Below are 21,026 nucleotides of genomic sequence, written 5' to 3'. Positions count from 1 at the left end.
TTTTTGAAATTCTAATTTTTCAACTTGACTAAAGGATAATTCAACCCATTTACTTCATTTCTAACCACTATATATTTATCTAGGCTTTTGAATAGTTCGGTCAAGTTTCTAAATCCATAAGACCTAGGGTCAAAGCTTGGGTCTATTTTTCTGAGGGAAGCACCGATTTTAGCAATGTGAATTTCTTCTTCTTCATCTGATGAAATTTCAAAAGCACGATCAATAAGATGCATATCCAAATTGGATGAGAATTTCTTTTTTCTTGAATCTTCCTGATTCGAATTAGGCTTTTTGGTTTGTTCTGATGTTTTTGAATCTCTGTTGCTTGTATCCTTTTCATCTTCCACTTCATCGCCCAGATTTTCTGCAAAAGTGAAAATCTCACATGACTGTACAAAAGCCTGTGGAGTAAGTCTACGACCTATTCCCATGACAAACATGCCTTCTTCCCGAATTCTTTTTGCAAGTCCAGTATAGTCTGAATCGGATGATACAATACAGAAGCCATCTACCGAATTGCTATGCAAAATATCCATCGCATCGATGATCAAAGAGCTATCTGTAGAGTTCTTTCCTGTGGTGTATGCGAACTTTTGAATAGGACTAAAGGAATGTAGGTTGATGACCTCTTTCCATGAATTCATTTGGGGAGTAGTCCAATCACCATAAATTCTCCGAATGGTTGCTTTCCCGTATTTAGATACTTCTTCCAAAATTTCTTTGATCAATTTGGCTGAGGCGTTATCTCCATCTACGAGGACTGCAAGATTTGATTTGGTATCTCTCATTAAAAATGTGTTAGAGTTTTATTTAAACAAGTAATTCTAAGTTATATAAGACTGTTTTTACCCAGGTAGTTCCATAACTAGTAATGAAAAAGGGCGAATCTCGCCCTTTCTCTGATCTGGTTTATGGAGTTTATTTGAGTTTTTCCTTGAAAAAGGCGATGGTTCTGTCCCAAGCCAACTGAGCAGCTGCCTCATCATATCTAGGAGTGGTATTATTATGAAATCCATGGTTGACACCCGGATACATATGCATGGTATATTCAACATTATTGGCTTTGAGGGCTTTTTCATACTCTTCCCATCCAGCATTGACACGCTCGTCCAGTTCGGCATAATGAACTAGTAATGGTGCCTTGATCTGAGCTGCTTCTTCGGCCGATGGCTGTCCTCCATAAAAAGGAACTGCCGCACCGAGATCAGGAATTTTCACGGCCATCATATTAGAAATCCAACCGCCAAAACAGAATCCAACTACCCCAACATTTCCATCACAATCCGGATGGTTTTTCAGGTAATGATAGGCTGCGATAAAATCCTCCAGCATACTATCCCGATCTCTTTTTCGCTGCATTTCTCTGCCTTCATCGTCATTGCCTGGATATCCGCCTAGAGGCCATAAAGCATCGGGTGCTATGGAAATAAAACCAGCCACTGCGCATCTCCTTCCAACATCCTCAATGTAAGGGTTTAAGCCTCGATTTTCGTGAACGACTACAATTCCTGGAAATTTTCCTGAACCTGATGGCTTGGAAAGCAATCCCCTGATTTCTCCTCCGCCTTTTGGTGAATTGTAAAGCACATAATCAGAGCTCTGCATGCGTTCATCATCTGGCTGAACTGTTGCACTGGTAATGTAATCAGGCATCATGGTGCTCATCAAAGTAGCCAAGGTAATTCCACCTACAGCATAAGCAGAAAGCTTTTCCATGAAAGTCCTTCTATCCAGTTTATTGTGTGCGTAATAGTCGTAAAGGTCAAAAACTTCCTGAGGTATATCCTCTTTCTTTAATTTATCCATGATTCCAATTTTGGGTGTAGCATTAAGTTGCGAAAAAAGGAAATAGAATCCATGAAAAAGTTGAATCACTCATCAAAGCGAGGGATAAGTGGCAAAATCAATCAGTACTTCTAAATTTCAATTGTAGCCCCATGAGGAAATTTCTCAGAATCTGATCCTTACATACTCGGTATTGATGTTGGTCTGGTTTTCTGAAAAACGCGCTCAATTCATGTTTGCTGATCCGAAATTTCCTTAACTCAAAGACATCCAGCATATCCTGATCTTTCATGCTTAAGGCTATCTTCAGTTTCCTTAATATCATGTTATTATTCAGGGATTTCTCGGCTGCAGGAGTTTCGCCGTCCTTTTGGCCTCTTTTCAAAACAATAAATCCATTTAGAAAATGAGCCAACTCTTTGTCATATATCTGTTTGTATTCAGGATCATCTTCTTTTTTAAGCCAGTTGCTGACTTCCTCTCTGGTACTTTCCAGTCCTCCTTTTTTGAAAAGATCGATCATTTCAAAATCATTGAAATCGAAAGTGAATCGAAGGGTTCTCAGAATATCATTATTACTCATAAATCGCTGCTTGTTTCAAATCACTAAGATACTTACAAAAATTAGATGAGGTCTTTTAAAGTGAATTTGCTTTCCAATTGGTCTTTTCCCAAAAAATCAGTGGATCTTTGTGACAGCAACTATCAAAAAAAGAGTGACTCAAGTTCTATTTATAACTCCTCCATTTACCCAGCTGAATACGCCCTATCCCGCTACGGCTTATCTCAAAGGATATTTAAAAACCTTGGGATATGAATCCAAGCAGATGGATTTAGGTATTGAACTGATCTGGAAAATTTTTTCAGTGGAGGGCTTAGGACAGATTTTTCATCAAATTGAACAAAGCCAGATTGAACTGTCTGAAAATTCTGCTAGAATCCTGAGGCTTAAGAAGAAGTATTTGCAAACCATTGATTCTGTTATTGCATTTCTTCAGGATAAAAACCCGACTTTGGCATACACCGTCGTAGAGGGTGATTTTCTTCCTGAGGCTTCCCGCTTTGAGCAAATGGATGATATGGAGTGGGCTTTTGGAACCTTAGGGATTCGGGATAAAGCCAGATACCTTTCCACCTTATACTTGGAAGATATAGGAGACCTGATTACTGAGGCGATAGACTCGAATTTTGGATTTAGTAGATATGCAGAAAGATTAGGCTTGAGTGCGAGAGAATTTGACGAAATGGACGAGGCACTCAAGCAACCCAGTGGACTTTTGGATGAGTGGATGTGTCAAATTTTAGACGCCAAAATCAAAGATGTCAATCCAAAATCAATTGCCTTTTCTGTTCCTTTTCCGGGGAATTTATATGGAGCTTTAAAATGCGGTCAGTTTATAAAAAAGGCTTATCCTGATATCAAAGTATGGATGGGAGGGGGATACCCCAATACAGAGCTAAGATCCTTGAAAGACCCAAGGGTATTTGATTATATTGACTTTATCACTTTGGATGATGGAGAGGCTCCTGTCAAGTTGTTATTGGAATATCTGGATGGCAAAAGACCAGTTGATGAATTAAAAAGAACATTTATTCGGCAGAGTGGTGCAGTGAGATTTATAAATAATTCTGCTGTAAAAGATATTCCCCAGCGAGAAACCGGAACTCCAGATTACAGTGACTTGCACTTGAGAGAATATCTCTCAGTGATCGAAGTGGCTAATCCCATGCATAGGCTTTGGTCGGACGGAAGGTGGAATAAGTTGACTTTGGCGCATGGTTGCTATTGGGGTAAATGCACTTTTTGTGATATTTCTTTGGATTATATCCAACGCTACGAACCCATCAATGCCTCCATTCTTTGTGATAGGATAGAGGAAATCATTGCTCAGACTGGTCAGAATGGATTTCATTTTGTAGATGAAGCTGCACCTCCAGCTTTGATGAGGGATCTCGCTATTGAAATTTTACGAAGAGGCCTATCGGTAGTTTGGTGGACCAATATCCGCTTTGAAAGCAGTTTTACCGCTGATCTTTGCAAGCTCTTACGGGCGTCAGGATGCATAGCAGTATCAGGCGGGTTGGAAGTTGCTTCGGATAGGCTATTAGAGCTTATAAAAAAAGGCGTGACAGTTGGGCAAGTGGCAAGAGTTTGCAATCACTTTACCCATTCAGGGATTATGGTTCATGCTTATTTGATGTATGGATTTCCTACTCAAACTGCCCAGGAAACCATTGATTCTCTGGAAATGGTTCGACAGCTGTTTGAAAGTGGGGTATTGCAGTCAGGTTTTTGGCACCGATTCGCCATGACTGCTCACAGTCCAGTTGGCTTGGCACCAGATTTATTTAAAGTGAAAAATGCTGTTTCAGGACTGGGTCGCTTTGCTAATAATGAGTTGCAGCATGAGGACCCAACGGGAGCAGATCATGATCTTTTTGGAGAGGGATTGAGGAAATCACTCTTCAATTACATGCATGGAATAGGATTTGACGTTCCGCTTCATCAGTGGTTTGATCATCAAGTACCTTCAAGCAGTATTCCCAAGAGATATATAGAAAAAGAGCTTCAGGAAGAGCAGTTTCTTTTGAAAGATCAGCAAAGAATAATTTGGATAGGTGAGCAGCCTGAATTAGTGCCTTCAGAAGAGGAAGGTTTTGCTGAACTCATTTTTTCAGGTAAGAAAGAGGATTTTGCCTTGGAGTTACCTGAGGAGTTTGCGGAATGGGTTTACTCTTTTTTGGAGAATGTCGGCTATCAAAATCAGCTTCAAAGGCTGAAATCTATCAAGGAGGATTATGAAGAAAAATTGGGAGATTTTTCCGAATTGGCCGAATCTGAAGTTTGGCAAATATTAAGGGAAAATGGGCTTTTGATCTTTTGATATCTAATTATAGGTTGATAGTTTCGGAGAATTTAATTTGGTTTTCTGCCGAGAAAAATTGTTAAATTGACTCAATATTTAGCCAACATGGAAGAAGAGATTTACCAAAATGTAAAAACTGAGAAAACATCTCGTGAGAGGCAGACCTTTTATAGAGTTACTTTTAATAACAATTCTCAACTTTTGAAAATAGCTGATAACAAGGCAAATATTATCATCAGTATCAATGCATTAGTGATTTCATCTATGGTAGCCCTGGTTGGATACGGATCAGTTTCCAATCAAATAGACATGTCCAATTTGGTGATGTTAATCCCTTTGGTAGTTTTTATTCTTACTTCATTGACATCTACTATCTTGGCTGTTCAGGCAGCAAAACCAAAGATAGTTGGCAAATCAAACCAATCTGTTGAAAAGCGATCAGTCATTTTCTTTGGCTCCGTCTCAGAATTTACCAAAGATGAATACTTGAGAGAGCTCAATGAAACTTTGAAATCCAAGGACGAAATTCAGGATCAAATGTCCACTTCCTTATACTACCAAAGCATGGTGCTCAATCATAAATACAAATTGTTGAGACATGCTTATCAGGCATTTATTTTAGGATTAGTGATCGGAGTAATTGCCTTATTGCTACAGATATTTTGATTAATCTACCCTGTTGAATTCGATAGAATTACCTAGCTGCAAGTTGTAGCTGATGTACTTTCCTTTTTCATCCTCTTTAATCTCTATTTTCTCTCCGCTATTTCCTAACTCAACATTTTTCCAGTTAGAAGGAAGATAGGTCTTCAGTGTAAGTGGAATACTGTAGATAGCGGGGTCTAGTTCAGATTTTAGTGAAATTTGAATCTTTTTGTCCGATTCAATACTAGTACTGATTTCACTATTCATTCTTGCTCTCAAAAACTTGGTGACATCCCTGAATGTGGCGATCCATAATTGATTTTCATTTGCCTTCATGTAGGAAAAATATTCCACTAGTTCATTTCTTGTTTTAGGTTCCCAACCTAAGTTTTCAACACCATGAAAAACTAAAACCAACCATGTATTATCGTGCTTCATAACTGTATCTATCCAAGATTTCATTTCACCAATTCCAATTTTGCTTACGGGGCCTCTTTGCCATTGCACATATTCTTTATTTGATTCGCCAGGAGTCATTTTGCTTCCTCGGTTAATTTCCTCCAACCAATCTTCAGGCATTCTATTTCTCAAAGAAGGATAAATCTTATGAGCGTATTCCATGACCCGTTCATTCTCTGTTCCATAAGGCCCCTCCGCACTAAAGATTGATTCTTCTCCTATAAATTGGAGAAGATCAGCTTTACTCTGCTCCAACTCATACAGCATGTTTATTTCGTCAAGAACTGCTAACCTGGGGTGTGTGACAGTGTGTGAAGCTATCTCATGTCCCTGTGCGGCATAAGATTTATACTGATCCCAAGTGGTAGTATCTTCCACATTGTTATGAAATACTACGTCATTGGTGTTTTTCATTTTGCCTTCCCGTATTTTTTGGTAGCCTTCATCCAGTAGAAGATATGCTTCTTTTACTTTTCCTTGCTCGAATAGAGAACCAACTCTAGCATGATAATCCTCCGCCTCAGAGGTGCCTGTAAATGCAATTAGAGAGGCTCGCTCAAAGAAGTTAGTTGAATCAGTGGGGATATTGGCGGTTTCTTTAATTATTTCTTTGGGGTCTCTTCCTATGAATTTTCCCTTACCGGATCCATCTACTTTTCCTGTAATGATGTAAAATGTGGCAGGAAGCCCCAAACTATCCATGATAGGTTTGGCGATGGTAAATTGATTGATAATCCCATCATCGTAAGTGACTGAAATTGCTCCTGATTTATCATCAGGCCATTTTGTGATCTCTGTAGTTACAGTGACGTTGTTTTGACAAGCAAATAGGCCAAAGGCAAATAGAAAGAATATTCCGTAGCGCATGGTTTGATAGGGGTGATGTTTCGAAGTCTAATATCCTCAAAATGATATCAAAGGTCCAACCGCTGATCAAAAAGAAAAAGAGGCTGTCTCATAAATAAATCTAATGTCAGTCTGAGCGGAGTCGAAGGCATTTCCTATCGTTGTGGCCTACATTTCGACTTCGCTCAATGTGACAAAATGCACTTTTGAGACAGCCTCTTAGATTTAATAAGTGTATTTGACATAAACTCTCCGATTAATCTTCTGACTATCCGGAGCCAGTTTTATTTGGGATTGCTCGCTGGCTTGATCTGCCATGATTCTAAACATAGGACCTGGGCTAGGAGGAGAGTCCACACTTACATGGTAAACAGAAATATTTCTTATCCCTAAAGTTTCTGCAATAAGGAGAGCCCTGGATTGTGCATTTCTCAAAGCATCGGTCAATAAGGAATTCTCGAGTGATTTTTGAGCAGTTTCTGATACCTGAAAGCTTAAATTAAAACTCATATCTCCTGATTCTTGGATAGCCTCTGCTATTTTTTGCAAGTCTTCATTTTTACTTCCGGTGACAATCCTGAGTGTCTGTCTGGCAACATAACCACTGTCTCTGGAAACCCCACTTCGGTAAATTCTATTAATATCTACAGAGTAATTGTCTGCAATTAATTTATAGTCCTTAATCTTGGCTTTTTTGAGAAGGTCCGCTAAGCGTTGAGTTTTGTTATTGAGGATTTTGGTGGCATCACTAACTTTCATGCCTTTTTCTTCAAGCATAATATTAAAAACTGCCTCGTCAGGGGAAATAAGTCTTTCTGCAAATCCTTCAACCTCAATCAAAGGAACTTGCTGAATTTGTTGGGCGAATACTTGAAAGCCAAAAATGGCAGCAAGTAAGGTTAATGCTATCTTTTTCATAATATTTTCATGTGTTTATAATTTGATTTTTAAAGGTCACATGGAATCTCGCATATTTCCCTCTAACCATGGGGTCATTCCAGTGTGTTTCGGCTCCGATATGCTCGATTTCATTTAAGTAAAAATGGCTTAGTACAATAATTACTTCCAAAACGCGGTCCAAAATTCATATGCTACAGGAATTGCTCATTTAAAAGAAGTGTTTTGACAAATTTTAAGAAAGCCCTGATTTAATCATATTTCAATTTAGTTGAATTCTTTTAAGTCTAAGACTATTTAATACTACTGATACGGAACTGAAGGCCATCGCCGCTCCAGCAATCATTGGGTCTAATAAAAAACCATTGATGGGATAAAGTAATCCTGCGGCGATAGGTATTCCAATGAGATTATAAATAAAAGCCCAAAATAAATTCTGTCTAATTCCCATTACAGTCAGATGCGAAAGTTTAAAGGCCTGAGAGATTTTTTCCAAATCTGATGTAATCAACGTCATCTTGGCTACATCCATAGCAATATCTGAACCATGGCCCATAGCAATGCTGATATCCGCCTGGGCAAGAGCTTCCGAGTCGTTGATACCATCACCAACCATCGCAACCACCTTTCCCTGAGCCTGCAGATTTTTAACATATTCAGATTTATCAGATGGAAGTACCTCCGCGCGGATATTTGTGATAGAAAGTTCATTCCCAACAGCTTCGGCTGTTTGTAGGTTATCGCCCGTTAGCATGTGAACTTCTATCCCTGATTTTTGGAGTTGATGGATTGCGGATTTTGAACTGGCTTTGATTTGATCTTTTATTCCAATGATGGCCAAAACTTGATTGGAATTCGCAAAATAAACCACAGTTTGAGCTTGATCTTTCCAAGAATTAGCTTCTGATTTCAAATCGCCATCCAAAACAATATTATTGTTTTCTATCAAGCGCTGGTTTCCGACATAATAGGTTTCTCCATTATGAATAGCTTTTATTCCGAGCCCAGTAATACTTTCAAACTGAGCGATTTTAGTACCCTGAATTTCTTGGGTTTTTAAATAGTTGACAATAGACCCCGCAAGTGGGTGCTCAGATTGAGATTCAATAGCGAAGAGCAATGATAAATTTTCCTCTGTGACATCCTCTGAACGAAGCCATTTGATATCGGTAACGCTAGGTTTTCCTTCTGTAATTGTCCCAGTTTTATCCAATACCAAGGTGTTAACCCGATGTCCAATTTCAAGACTTTCTGCATCTCGGATAAGAATATTGTTCTCTGCTCCTTTACCCATCCCAACCATGATGGCTGTAGGAGTGGCCAATCCTAAAGCACACGGACAAGCTATGACCAGAACAGCAATAGAAGTTAATAAAGCATGGGTAAAGGCTTCATCACCTCCAACTAGCATCCATATGGTAAATGTTAGCATGGAGATCGCAATGACTGTTGGGACAAACACTCCTGCAATTTTATCTACCAGCTTTTGAATAGGTGCTTTACTTCCCTGAGCTTCCTGTACCCTTTTGATGATTTGGGCTAAGAGAGTGTCAGAGCCTACTTTTTCAGCAATAAACTGGAAGCTTCCTTTTTGATTGATGGTTCCTGCAAAGATTTTATCGCCCGTTTTTTTGGAAATCGGAATGGGTTCTCCACTGATCATACTTTCATCAATGTAGGACTCACCAGATGTTAATTGCCCATCTACGGGTACTTTTTCGCCAGGTTTAACCAATAAAATATCTCCCTCCTGCATCTCTTCTATGCCTAGTTCTACCTCGTTTCCATCTTTAACAAGGTGAACTGTTTTGGGTTGGAGACCCATAAGTTTTTTCAAAGCGGAAGATGTACTGGATTTGGCTTTCTCCTCTAGCATTTTTCCAAACGAAATAAAGGTGATAATCACCACTGCTGCCTCATAGTAAACATGGGCTTCCAAGCCTCTTGAAGTCCAGAATTGAGGATAAATAGTATTGAAAAATGAAAAAAGGAAAGCTATACCGGTACTTAATGCGACAAGCGTATCCATATTAGCCTTGCGATGCTTTGCCTGCTTATAGGCATTGATAAAAAATGTCTGGCCAAAGTAAAATAGAACTGGTACAGAAAGAGCCATGCTAATCCATTTTCCTGGTTCCCAGGACATAAAAAACATACCCAAAATGAAGACAGGAATACTCAGGATGGCGGATCCTATGGTTTGTCTTTTGGCCTTCTGGTATTTTTTATCCTGTTCCTCGTCTACGGATTTCTGGAGATTTTCAGAATCCAAAATTAATCCATAACCGACTGCTAAAAGCGCTTCATGCAATCCCTGAGGGCTGACTTCATCTGAATACTTTACTTGGACCGTGTTTGTGGCAAAATTTACCAAAGCTGATTGTACACCTTCAGTATGTGAAAGGATAGTTTCAACACTGGAAGCACATCCCGCACAGGTCATGCCCGTAACTGGGAAGGTTGATTGATGAATTACCGTATTTTTCATGCTTCAAATGTCAGATAATAGTTAAAAAAACAGCTTACAAAATTTTGGCAGTTTTTATCAAAATTTTGACCTAGTTGCCTTTTCTAGTTAAATGCTATCCAAGGAAACCCTCGAGATTTTCCTGGAATTTTTAAATTCACTGGGTGTCATGCCTGTCTCCTTTTTAAATTGGGCAGAAAGGTATGAGGAACTACTATAATCCAACTGATAGGCAATTTCAGAGAGATTCAGTTCTTCATAGGAAAGAAGTTCTTTCACTTTTTCAATTTTCTGTTTTGAAATATATTTTTCTATGGTAATTCCTTCTACTGAGGAGAAAAGCCTACTCAGATAACTGTAATCATGTTGTAATCCGCTGGAAATTAATTGAGAGAAATTTACTTTTCTTTCTCCCTCTGCCTGATGAATTTCTTTGATGATTATAGCTTTGATTTTAGAAATTAGGATGGATTTGGGTTCCTCCAATAATTCAAAACCTAATCCTGACAAATCACCAGCTAGCTGATTTTTTGACGATGTTGAGATTTCTGAATCTAAAGTGACAGTTCCTAACTGAATGCTACTGAATGGGATATTATGCTCTTGCAACAGACTTTTAACTGCCTCAATGCACCTGTGGCAAACCATGTTTTTAATTCTTAATTCCATTTTATCTAGAATTCTTGATCCTTTAACAATCAGGAAGCTGTTAATAATTCCAGAATGAGGTAGAAAAGGGAAGGGCAAAGTAAACAGCCTAAGCCTGTATAGAAGGTGGCTGAAACTGCTCCATAAGGAACAAGTTTAGGATCTGTTGCTGCTAGACCTGCAGTCACTCCACTTGAAGTCCCCATTACTCCTCCATATGCTATAGCCGCAGTAGGGTTATCAAGCCCGATTCTTTTGGCAAAAATGGGAGTCAAAACAGTGACAGCGATAGTTTTTACAACTCCCGTTGCAATGCTCAGGGCAATTACTTCGGAACTGGCTCCCAAGGCTCCTCCCGTGACTGGTCCAACAATATAGGTACATGCCCCGGCACCAATTGTACATAAACTGACAGCATCTCGGTATCCAAAGGTCCAGGCAATGAGTACTCCTGCAATAAAAAATACCAATGTACCGGTGATAAGAGATGCAAGGCCAATCCAACCGCTCTTTTTGATTAGAAAGAAACTGGCACCCATGACTGTAGCAACGATAGTAAAGTCTCTAAACATTGAGCCTCCCAGAAAACCAACTCCTTTAAAAAGCTCTAGGTCAGCAAGACCCTTGTTTCCATTTGTAATCAAACCTCCCAAATATCCTAAGCCCAATCCAGCAAAAATTGCTATTGCAGAGCCAGGTATTCTACGCTTGAAAATTGCTCGACTTAACCAATCCGAAATAAAATAAAGGAGCCCAATCAGTAAAAATGCTAAAATCAGCCCATTTTGATCGATTACTTTAAATAGTTCCTGCATCGGTTCTAGGCTTGAAGTTTTCAATCAAAAGCTTGAATGCAAAAAAGGCTAGAATCACTGGAATTACTCCAGCTAAAATGGCCAATATTCCTGATGATAAGGCTGATTTCACGTTGAGGCTAGCTGCCATGGCAATTACCACAGGTATATAAAGCTTTCCCCAGAAATTAATACCAAAGTTCATTTCTGAATCCAGAAGATTCCTTTTTGTTAACCATTCTTTGCAGAGCAATAAAATAATCATGGCAAAGCCGACTCCCCCTACATTTGCATCTATACCCAAAATAGAACCCAATATTTCTCCTGCCCACTGGCCCATCAAAAATGAAAATGCGAGTAAAGCTAATCCGTAAATCATATCAGAAGAGTTTTTTAAGTTCGTTTTTGGTCACTTTACCCATGGCATTTCTTGGCAAATCTTCGAGCTGTATATAGTTTCTTGGGATTTTATAAGCGGGGAGTCGTTCTTTCAGCCAGGATATTAGTTCTTCTTTTTGGATAGCCTCTGAGCAAACAATTCCAGCTGCTACCAACTCTCCCCATTCCTCATCCGGAATACCTATTACTCCACAATCTTTGATTAGAGGATGTTTACGAAGCACTTCCTCTATTTCCAGAGCTGATATTTTATAACCACCGGATTTGATGATATCCACGGAATCTCTCCCCAGTAATTTATAATATCCATCTTCGATGGTAGCTATATCTCCGGTCTTGAACCAACCATCTGAGGTAAAGGCTTTATTTGTTGCTTCTGGTTTCCTCCAGTATTCTTTAAAAACGCAGGGGCTTTTTACCTGTATTTCTCCCGAGTCGCCTAGTTCTATCTCTTTATTGTTTTCATCCACAATCCTTATTTGAACCTCCGGTAGCGGGAAGCCAACATGACCGGCTCTTCTTTCTCCCAGGTAAGGATTACTTAGGGCCATTCCGATTTCAGTCATTCCGTAACGTTCCAGCAAATAATGCCCCGATAGGCTTTTCCATTTTTCCATAACTGAGACAGGTAGAGCGGCTGATCCTGAAACCATCAGACGGAAACCCTTCATTTTCTCCTTCAATTCTTTTTGATCCGATTCTGAGAATGATTCAATTGCTTGAATGAGTTTGAAATACACTGTAGGTACAGCCATGAAAACATTAATTCTTGTCTGAATAAATGCTTTCAAGACCTCTTCTACTGAAAATGGATGAATAAACTGAATACAGGCACCTGACCACATGCAGCAACCTAAAACATTGATGATTCCATGTACATGGTGAAGTGGTAAAATCCCCAGAGTATAATCGTTTTGACTCCAATGCCAAGCCTTTACCAATGTTGAAATTTGTGCTTCAATATTAGCATGAGTAGTTAGCACGCCTTTAGGAAGACTGGTGGTGCCGGAAGTGTACAGGATCATAGCACCTCGTGTCAAGGAGATTTCAGGGAGATTTGTGCTATGGGATTTATTTTCGGTTAAAGACTCAATATTTAAACTTCGAATGTTTCCTTTTTCTACAATCGGAGTTAAGATTTCCTGATATTCATTTCCAAAAAGCAAAATTTCTGCTTCTGTATCATCCATTACATACTGCAAGGAGGGAAGAGGGTAGCTGATGCAAAGCGGAACAGCAATACCACCAGCCATCCATATAGCCCATTGGGTTTTGACATAATCAAACCCAGGTGAAACCATAAATGCCACGCGTGTCTGATTCAAATCAGGTTGTCCTTGAAGTAGGATGCCGGCTAAATTTTGGGCCTCTGTCAATAACTCTTGGTAATTATAAGAGCCTTTAGCGTCAATGATGGCGATGTTGCTGCTAAATCTCTCAGCGTTTTGGAATAGGGTGAGCATTTGAGAAAATTCTTTTTTCCAATATAGGAAGTACTTTACTGATGAAAGAAACTTTAAACACCCTAAACTTCCGCCATTGGAAAAATCAGGCATAAAAAAAGCTCCGATTAATACCGGAGCTTCAATTAATAAGTGCTGATGTTATTTTTTAACAGCAGGTTTCGGACCTTCTTGCTTGCTTACTTTATCACCGTCCTTCAGTTCTTTGCTCACCACGAAATATGGACCTGAAATGACTTGATCTCCTTCCTGTAAACCTTCCAATACCTCAATGTTTTGGAAATCAGAAATACCAGTCTTGATTGTCTTCATTTTCGCCTCTCCATCTTGCATCACAAATACCAATTCACGCATTTTGGTAGAACCGTCCGCCAAAGTATCCAATTGATCTTCTCTTGTGGTAACTGCAGAAAGCGGAAGAGATAACACGTTTTCTTTTTGATTGGTGATGATCTCCACAGCGGCTGTCATCCCTGGTCTAAACGGATATTTGTTTCCAGCTGCGACCAAATCAGCATAAGAACTATTGAGAATTCTGATTTTCACTTCGAATTCCGTAACTGCATCTGCTGAAGGTTTGGTATTCGCTGTGTTTGCAATGCTAGTTACTATTCCTTTGAATTTTTTTCCTGAGAAAGAATAGGCATCTACTTCAATAATGGTCGTATCACCCTTGCTCAATCGAACAATATCATTCTCATTTACATCTACCCTTACTTCCATTCTGGAAAGGTCAGCTATGGTTAGCATTTCAGTACCCGCCATTTGTTGTGTTCCAACAACACGCTCACCTTTTTCTACCAAAAGATTGGATACAATTCCGCTTACCGGGGAATAAACGTTGGTTAATCGTAAATTTTCAGCCGCTTCGTTTACAGTAGCTTGAGAACTTTTCACAACAAATTCTGCAGCCACTACGCTTTGCTTTGCTGCTTCTAAGTCTTTTTGTGCTGTGATGTAATTCGCCTGAGCCTGCTCAAATTCGGAGTCTGAGATAGCCTTTTGCTCATAAAGTTTCTTTTGTCTGTTGTATTCCAGTTCACTTCTGGTATACTGTGCTTCTGCTCTCTGAAGACTTGCTTTAGCCTGTGCCAAATTGGCTAATTGCTGGTTCAAGTTTGCACGGCTTCTATCTAGTGCTGAAACAAAATTATCAGGTCTGATTTTCACTAGAAGTTTACCGATTTCTACAGAATCACCTTCAGCGACATTAAGTTCTATAATTTCACCGGCAACATCCGGGCTAAGGTTTACTTCAATTTCCGGCTGGATTTCTCCGGAGGCACTTACCTTCTCAATGATGGAATTTTTTCCAACTGAAGCTACTTCTACATTGGTGACTTTTTCCCCACCAATCCATCCTGCCGCACGGCCGATGATTGCAAAAACGATGATAACACCTACTATTCCAAGTAGGTAGTAAAGGAGTTTATTTGATTTTTTATTAGCCATGGCTTAGTTAAGGTTGATAGGGTTTCCTAGATAGAAATCAAGGACTTTTACTCTGAAAATATAGGTGTATTTAGCGTTCAATAAATCGGCCTGAGCATTGAAGTAATTGGCTTGAGCCACTTGAAAATCAACTGAATTAATAGCGCCTAGATCAAATCTTTGCTGTGCTATTCTAAATGATTCCTCCAAGCTTTTCACTCTAGTCACAGAAGCAGAGTAGGATTGCTGAGCAGCCAAAGCTGAAGTGTATGCTGATTCAATATCCTGTCTCAATTGATTTTTAACTTCTATTTCAGTTACTTCAGCAAGTTGCCTCTGTACTCTTGCTCGCTGAAGAGATGCTTTATTGCTTAATTGAGAAAAGATGGGAATGTTCAATTGCAAATTCACAGACTGAGAAAGGTTGTTTTCTATCTGAGTGGTGAATGCATCGAGTTCTCTCCCAGGGATTCCTCTGTCCACATAGTTAGAGAAAACATTGGCTCCAATGCCTAAGGTTGGTAAAAAAGCTCCTCTTGCTGCTTTTACTCCATATTCTGCACTTTCAATATTTTTCTCAGCTGCTTTTAATTCTGGCATAATTGCTAAGGCACTTTCATAAATCTGAGAAGGATTTTCAGTTGCCATTAGAGATTCGTTGATTTCGAATTTAGGTTCAATTACCTCGAATTCATCCGTGAAAGGAATTTGCATCGCTTGGGCCAGATTTAACTTTGCTATCCTAAGCGAATTTTTTGCATTGATTACTTCCAGTTCATTAGTAGCATTTTGAGCTTGTAAATCCAATTGATCTGAAAGGGGAAGAGAACCAGCCTCTACCAAACGAGTGGTTCTTGCCAGCTGATCCTTTGTTGTTTTCAATTGATTTTCAGCAATATTCACTTGCTCTCGGTTGAAGACAACATTCACAAACAAATTGATCACATTCAGGGTGATATCATTTTTGGTTGCTTCAATATTGTACAAACCCGCCTCGATGTCAGCTTGTGCCTGATTGATTGAGCTGTTGATTCTTCCTCCAGCAAAAATACTGACATTGGAGTTGGCGAATAAGTTGATGTTACCGATCCTTTGGGTTTCAAAGAGGTTTGTAACCGGGTTGATGGATCTACCCCATCTATATCCTGAGCTAGCGCCTGTCTGGAATGAAGGATATCTACTTCCTTTGTTTTGAAGAAGGGTAGCTTCATTGCTGAGTTGGTTCAGTTCTGATCTTTTGAGGGAGAGGTTGTTCTCTAAAGCAATTTGAACAGCTGTTTCCAGATCATAGGCTCCGGAGACATCTTGGCTCATTGCAGAAAAATAACAACCAATAACCCAAATAATACTAAGTATAAACTTTTTCATGTGGTGAGTTAAAGGTCAATATCTGGTATGTAAATTAATTCTTTTATCCAGGGGAGTGATTTCAGGTATTCAATAGTGATTGGGTTGATTCCGGAATCCATTTCAATTACATGGCAGGCCAGGTCGTTTTTGCCTTTTCTCGACACCGACATAGTAGCAATATTGGCTTTTTCCTGAGCTATAACCGAAGAGATGAAAGCAATAGCTCCTGATACATCTTGCGCTTTGATGATCAATGTGTGCATCTGAGCAGAGAAATTGGCAACAAAACCATCCACCTCAGCAATATTAATCACGCCTCCTCCTAAACTTTCTCCAACTACTTCTACTTTCTTTTCTCCTTTAGTTAAAAGGAGTTTAATCGTATTAGGATGATGCACAGATGAATTACCGATCGATTTAAACTGGTATTTAAAATCTATTTCCTCTGCAATTTTTAAGGCATCTTTTATTCTCTCATCATCGGTTTTAAAGTCCATTAGTCCTCCAATGATGGCTCTATCACTGCCATGGCCTTCATAGGTTCTGGCAAATGAATTATAAAATACAACTTGTGCTTGATCTGGCTTGGAGCCAAGAACTCTAATAGCAGCTCTTGCTATCCTTACAACTCCTGCCGTGTGCGATGAAGATGGGCCAATCATTACAGGTCCTATCATATCAAAAATGCTACTTTTTCCAGCCATTGCCCGAAATATCCAATTTTGGTGCTAAAGTCAAATCTATTTGTAACTATCGCCTAAAATTGCCAATTAATGGCCATTTTAGAGGCATATTATTTCTCAATTCTTAAAATTTAACTCCATTCTAAATAGACAGTTTAGAATAATGTCCGATTACGTACAAGGCTATGAGCGATTTTGAAACAGTTCTTTATAAATCTTCCGATTCTGAGACATGGCTATCCGATCCCATGGGAAGGATTCCCAATCGAGCCATGTATTTTGGAGATGGTCTTTTTGAAACAATGGTCTATGATGGAGAGCAAATCAGGTTTTGGGATTACCATTGCGAAAGGCTTTCATCCGGCTTGACTTTACTAGGATTTGAAGATTTTAAAATTCCGGCAACAGAAATTACACATTTAGCGGATTTTTACGGAAGTGGAAAACCGCTTAGAATAAGGTGGACTGTTTATCGAGAGGGATTGGGAAAATATAGCCCTGAGAGTAATTTAGTGTCCCAGGTACTTCACTTTCAGTCTTTTCATGCAGCACCGAAGTTGAAGGAAATTGCCGGTTTTTCTGATAGTATATTTCTGGTCGGAAATGCTTTTTCCTCACTTAAAACAATTTCAGCGCTTCCCTATGTCCTTGCCAATCAAGAAAAGGTGAAAAAGGGCCTGGATGAATTGATTTTAATGGATAATACTGGAAATATTTCTGAAGGTAGTACATCCAATATTTTTTGGATGAAGGATGGAAGGATTTTCACGCCATCTCTATCGACGGGTTGTATTGATGGTGTGGGAAGGAGAGTTTTAATTGAAAAATTAGCTCAAATGGGATTTGAAGTAAATGAGGGAGAGTTTGGACAGACTGACTTATTGAATGCTGATTTGGTTTGGGTCAGCAATGTCACGGGTATCAGTATGATCCATCAAATTGAAAATCAAAAATTTGATCCAAATCTTCCTGATTTTCTGGAAAACATTTTATGATTCTTGCTTAAAATGAAAGAATAAAATGAAGACCTTTCTTCTAAAATCTTATATTTATCGCTTTAATCAAACCAAACACCTTTTTGTATTAAAGGAATTAACCATAAAACCCAACCTATTTAAATTATGCTCTTAGAACCCTTAGACCTGGCGGTATTTATAGGATACTGTCTATTGATTATCGGAATGGGGCTTTTTGTTTCTCAAGAAAAAAAAGGTCACGTAAAAAACTCCTCTGATTACTTTCTTGCTTCTAAAGCACTCCCTTGGTGGGCAGTTGGAGCTTCTTTGATTGCTTCCAATATTTCCGCGGAACAATTTATAGGGATGTCTGGATCAGGCTTTGCCCTTGGTCTTGCCATTTCTACTTATGAGTGGATGGCAGCAGCGACTCTCTTAGTCGTAGCGATATTCTTTTTGCCAGTTTATATCAAGAAAGGTATTTACACCATGCCAGGATTCTTGCTGGATAGATATGATACCAGAGTGCGTACTACCATGGCCATTTTCTGGCTTTTATTGTATGTTTTTGTCAATCTTACCTCAGTTTTATATCTAGGCGCACTAAGCTTAAATACCATTCTGAATGTTCCTTTGGTTTATGGAATTATAGGTCTGGCTTTGTTTGCGATGATTTACTCCATTTACGGAGGATTAAAAGCAGTTGCTTGGACAGATGTAGTGCAAGTGGTATTCTTGATTGTGGGTGGCTTGGCTACTACCTATATCGCGCTTCAAATGGTAGGCGGAGGAGATGCTTGGGAAGGCATTGGCTTATTAAGAAAAGAGGTTCCTGGACATTTTTCTATGATTTTATCGAAAGGTGAAATGATGATTCCTGATGGTCAGGGCGGAACAAGAGATGCTTATCTTGACCTTCCGGGAATTTCAGTCTTGGTTGGCGGTATGTGGATTACCAATTTAAGTTACTGGGGTTTTAACCAATACATTACCCAAAGAGCATTGGCCGCAAAAAGTTTGGATGAAGCTCAAAAGGGGATGATTTTCGCAGGTTTCTTGAAATTATTGATGCCATTGATCGTGGTGATCCCTGGAATTGCAGCCTTGGTAATTGTCAATAATGGTCTGGATGCGACATTCATAGAATCCATGAAAGATCCTGGTACTGGCTTGATCAAATCAGATAGAGCTTACCCTACTTTATTACAATTACTCCCAGTGGGTCTAAAGGGCTTGGCCTTTGCTGCTTTGACTGCTGCAATTGTGTCATCATTGGCATCTATGGCTAATAGTACCTCTACTATTTTCACCATGGATATCTACAAGAAGTACTTTGGTCAAAATGCATCTGAGTCCAAGCAGGTTTCTGTAGGAAGGATTACGGCAGGAGTAGCATTTTTTATTGCTGCATTGGTAGCTCCAGCATTGGGTCAATTGGATCAGGCATTCCAGTTCATTCAGGAATATACCGGATTTATCAGTCCGGGAGTTTTCGCTATTTTCTTCTTCGGAGTTTTCTGGAAAAAAACTACTTCCAATGCAGCTTTAGTGGGCGCAGGATTAAGTATCCCACTATCCATAGTTTTGAAAGTAGTGTTCCCTGCTTTACCGTTCATTGATAGAATGGGTGTGGTATTCTTGATACTTGCTGCCTTGATGATTATTATCAGTTTGGTAGAAGGAAAAGGAAAAGATCATCCAAACAGCATTGAAATCAATAAGGCATTGTTCAAGACAAGCCCAGGTTTCAAGATTGGGGCATTCATCATTTCTGGAATCATTGCCGCTCTTTACATAGTATTCTGGTAAGAGATGAGAAAATTATTATTAGGACTTGATTTAGGCAGTTCTTCTGTTAAAGCGTCTCTTTTGGATGCCGATACAGGGAAATCTTTAATATCAAAGGCCTTCCCGAGCCAGGAAATGCCCATTGATTCACCTGAATCAGGTTGGGCAGAACAAGACCCTGAAATGTGGTGGAAATATGTGGTGCAGGCTAGCAACTTTGTAATTAAGGAGGCTCAAGTCAAAAAAGGTGAGCTTCAAGGAATTGGAATTGCCTATCAAATGCATGGATTGGTTTTGGTTGATAAAGACCAGAACGTCTTACGATCCTCCATTATCTGGTGTGATAGCCGAGCTGTTTCAATTGGAGAAAAAGCTTTTCAAACAATAGGGGAGGAATATTGCCTTTCTCATTTGCTTAATTCTCCGGGTAATTTTACTGCATCCAAGTTGCGCTGGGTAATAGAAAACCAGCCCGAGTTGGCAGCAAAAATTCACAAAATGATGTTGCCTGGTGATTTTATCGCCATGAAATTGACTGGGGAAATTCTAACTTCTGAAACGGGTCTTTCTGAAGGAATTTTCTGGGATTTCAAGAAAAATGGAATAAGTGAACAGGTACTCAAAAACTACCAAATCGCTGAGTCATGGATTCCAGAGGTGGTTCCTTCTTATTCATTGCAAGGGAAGGTGAATTCCAAGGCCTCCCAACTCACAGGAATTGAAGAAGGTGTTCCTGTTTCTTACCGTGCGGGTGACCAGCCTAATAATGCATTTTCATTGCAGGTTCTAAAGCCCGGTGAGTTGGCTACTACAGCAGGGACTTCCGGTACCGTATACGGTGTATGCGATACACCTTTATATGACCCAAAATCACGGGTAAATACTTTCGTCCATGTGAATCATACAGAAAAAAAGCCTTCATACGGTGTTCTTTTATGTGTCAATGGAACTGGTATTTTAAATAGCTGGGTGAAAAAGGCTATGGGAGCTTCCAAAATAGATTATGAAGAGATGAATCAATTTGCCCATTCTGCTGGAATTGGGGCTGGGGGATTGACTTTTATCCCTTTCGGAAATGGAGCTGAAAGAATTCTACAGAATCAGCAGCTGGGAGCACATCTGCTTGGGCTTGATTTACTGAAACACGATAAAAGGCACTTAATGAGAGCAGCCCAAGAGGGCATAGTTTCAGCTTTGACATTCGGATTTAGAATCATGAAAGATATGGGACTGAACCTTAAGACAGTCAAAGCTGGTAAAGCAAACATGTTCTTAAGCCCAGTTTTTAGGCAAGCTTTTATTCACATGAATCAGGTAAGCTTGGAGCTGTATGACACCGATGGGGCTCAGGGAGCTGCTAGAGGAGCTGGAATAGGAGCTGGTGTTTATGGATCTGAAACCGAAGCTTTTCAAGGACTGGAACTGCTTGAGACTTTCGAGCCTAATGAGAATTTTATAGAACCATATGAGGAAGTTTATTCCCGTTGGCATAAGTGCCTGGAGGGAATCCAAAAAATGGCCTTATAATTACTGAAGACAAACCTAAAT

18 protein-coding genes are annotated in these 21,026 nt (G+C 39.5%); 5 read left to right on the top strand and 13 right to left on the bottom strand.

The window, feature by feature from the left end; all coding sequences use genetic code 11:
* Positions 1-11: 11 nt before the first annotated feature.
* From B2906_RS08280 to B2906_RS08270, 3 genes are all read right to left on the bottom strand, one after another.
* Complete coding sequence (locus tag B2906_RS08280; RefSeq protein ID WP_144604917.1) at positions 12-788, bottom strand: NYN domain-containing protein; 777 nt, start codon at positions 786-788, stop codon at positions 12-14.
* 130 nt (positions 789-918) lie between these two features.
* A complete protein-coding gene (locus tag B2906_RS08275) occupies positions 919-1,806 on the bottom strand; it encodes a dienelactone hydrolase family protein (RefSeq protein WP_286937590.1) in 888 nt (295 codons plus the stop codon).
* 97 nt (positions 1,807-1,903) lie between these two features.
* Positions 1,904-2,368 carry a DUF1456 family protein gene (locus tag B2906_RS08270; RefSeq protein ID WP_144604921.1) on the bottom strand — a complete coding sequence of 155 codons (465 nt, stop codon included), beginning with the start codon at positions 2,366-2,368 and terminating at the stop codon, positions 1,904-1,906.
* 109 nt (positions 2,369-2,477) lie between these two features.
* On the opposite strand from B2906_RS08270, the gene B2906_RS08265 reads away from it, so the two are divergent.
* Complete coding sequence (locus B2906_RS08265) at positions 2,478-4,670, top strand: B12-binding domain-containing radical SAM protein (RefSeq protein WP_250161327.1); 2,193 nt, start codon at positions 2,478-2,480, stop codon at positions 4,668-4,670.
* Between the two features lie 66 nt (positions 4,671-4,736).
* Positions 4,737-5,318 carry a Pycsar system effector family protein gene (locus tag B2906_RS08260; RefSeq protein WP_245756402.1) on the top strand — a complete coding sequence of 194 codons (582 nt, stop codon included), beginning with the start codon at positions 4,737-4,739 and terminating at the stop codon, positions 5,316-5,318.
* Here B2906_RS08260 and B2906_RS08255 read toward each other — a convergent pair whose 3' ends face one another.
* The 10 genes from B2906_RS08255 to sdaAB form a co-directional block, all read right to left on the bottom strand.
* Positions 5,319-6,623 carry a polysaccharide deacetylase family protein gene (locus B2906_RS08255; protein WP_219958677.1) on the bottom strand — a complete coding sequence of 435 codons (1,305 nt, stop codon included), beginning with the start codon at positions 6,621-6,623 and terminating at the stop codon, positions 5,319-5,321.
* A gap of 204 nt (positions 6,624-6,827) precedes the next feature.
* Positions 6,828-7,520, bottom strand: a complete 693-nt coding sequence (locus B2906_RS08250; RefSeq protein ID WP_219958678.1) for an SIMPL domain-containing protein — start codon at positions 7,518-7,520, stop codon at positions 6,828-6,830.
* 241 nt (positions 7,521-7,761) lie between these two features.
* Positions 7,762-9,987, bottom strand: coding sequence for a heavy metal translocating P-type ATPase (locus B2906_RS08245; protein WP_219958679.1), 2,226 nt, complete (start codon positions 9,985-9,987; stop codon positions 7,762-7,764).
* 87 nt (positions 9,988-10,074) lie between these two features.
* Positions 10,075-10,635: a helix-turn-helix domain-containing protein gene (locus B2906_RS08240; protein ID WP_219958680.1), complete on the bottom strand. Its 561-nt coding sequence runs from the start codon at positions 10,633-10,635 to the stop codon at positions 10,075-10,077.
* Positions 10,636-10,664: 29 nt separating this feature from the next.
* Positions 10,665-11,429, bottom strand: coding sequence for a malonate transporter subunit MadM (madM, locus tag B2906_RS08235; protein ID WP_219958681.1), 765 nt, complete (start codon positions 11,427-11,429; stop codon positions 10,665-10,667).
* Positions 11,413-11,787 carry a malonate transporter subunit MadL gene (gene madL / locus B2906_RS08230; protein WP_286937539.1) on the bottom strand — a complete coding sequence of 125 codons (375 nt, stop codon included), beginning with the start codon at positions 11,785-11,787 and terminating at the stop codon, positions 11,413-11,415. The genes madM and madL overlap by 17 nt, the downstream gene beginning before the upstream one ends.
* A gap of 1 nt (position 11,788) precedes the next feature.
* Positions 11,789-13,270: an acyl-CoA synthetase gene (locus tag B2906_RS08225; protein WP_286937533.1), complete on the bottom strand. Its 1,482-nt coding sequence runs from the start codon at positions 13,268-13,270 to the stop codon at positions 11,789-11,791.
* Positions 13,271-13,411: 141 nt separating this feature from the next.
* Positions 13,412-14,722: an efflux RND transporter periplasmic adaptor subunit gene (locus B2906_RS08220; protein ID WP_144604936.1), complete on the bottom strand. Its 1,311-nt coding sequence runs from the start codon at positions 14,720-14,722 to the stop codon at positions 13,412-13,414.
* A 3-nt stretch (positions 14,723-14,725) separates the two neighbouring features.
* Positions 14,726-16,069 carry a TolC family protein gene (locus B2906_RS08215; RefSeq protein ID WP_219958684.1) on the bottom strand — a complete coding sequence of 448 codons (1,344 nt, stop codon included), beginning with the start codon at positions 16,067-16,069 and terminating at the stop codon, positions 14,726-14,728.
* Positions 16,070-16,077: 8 nt separating this feature from the next.
* Complete coding sequence (gene sdaAB, locus B2906_RS08210) at positions 16,078-16,755, bottom strand: L-serine ammonia-lyase, iron-sulfur-dependent subunit beta (RefSeq protein WP_219958685.1); 678 nt, start codon at positions 16,753-16,755, stop codon at positions 16,078-16,080.
* A gap of 164 nt (positions 16,756-16,919) precedes the next feature.
* Here sdaAB and B2906_RS08205 point away from each other — a divergent pair, with 164 nt between their 5' ends.
* The 3 genes from B2906_RS08205 (at position 16,920) to B2906_RS08195 (ending at position 21,005) form a co-directional block, all read left to right on the top strand.
* A complete protein-coding gene (locus B2906_RS08205; RefSeq protein WP_219958686.1) occupies positions 16,920-17,729 on the top strand; it encodes an aminotransferase class IV in 810 nt (269 codons plus the stop codon).
* Between the two features lie 126 nt (positions 17,730-17,855).
* Complete coding sequence (locus B2906_RS08200) at positions 17,856-19,499, top strand: sodium/sugar symporter (RefSeq protein WP_091654103.1); 1,644 nt, start codon at positions 17,856-17,858, stop codon at positions 19,497-19,499.
* 3 nt (positions 19,500-19,502) lie between these two features.
* On the top strand, positions 19,503-21,005 hold the full coding sequence (locus B2906_RS08195; protein ID WP_286937517.1) for a xylulokinase: 1,503 nt from the start codon (positions 19,503-19,505) through the stop codon (positions 21,003-21,005).
* Positions 21,006-21,026 lie beyond the last annotated feature (21 nt).

It is taken from the genome of Algoriphagus sp. UBA3586 (assembly GCF_002376385.1).
GTDB classification, from domain to species: Bacteria; Bacteroidota; Bacteroidia; order Cytophagales; family Cyclobacteriaceae; genus Algoriphagus; species Algoriphagus ornithinivorans.
The sequence above is the reverse complement of the archived record's forward strand: the minus strand, read 5'-3'. Positions and strand labels throughout refer to the sequence as shown.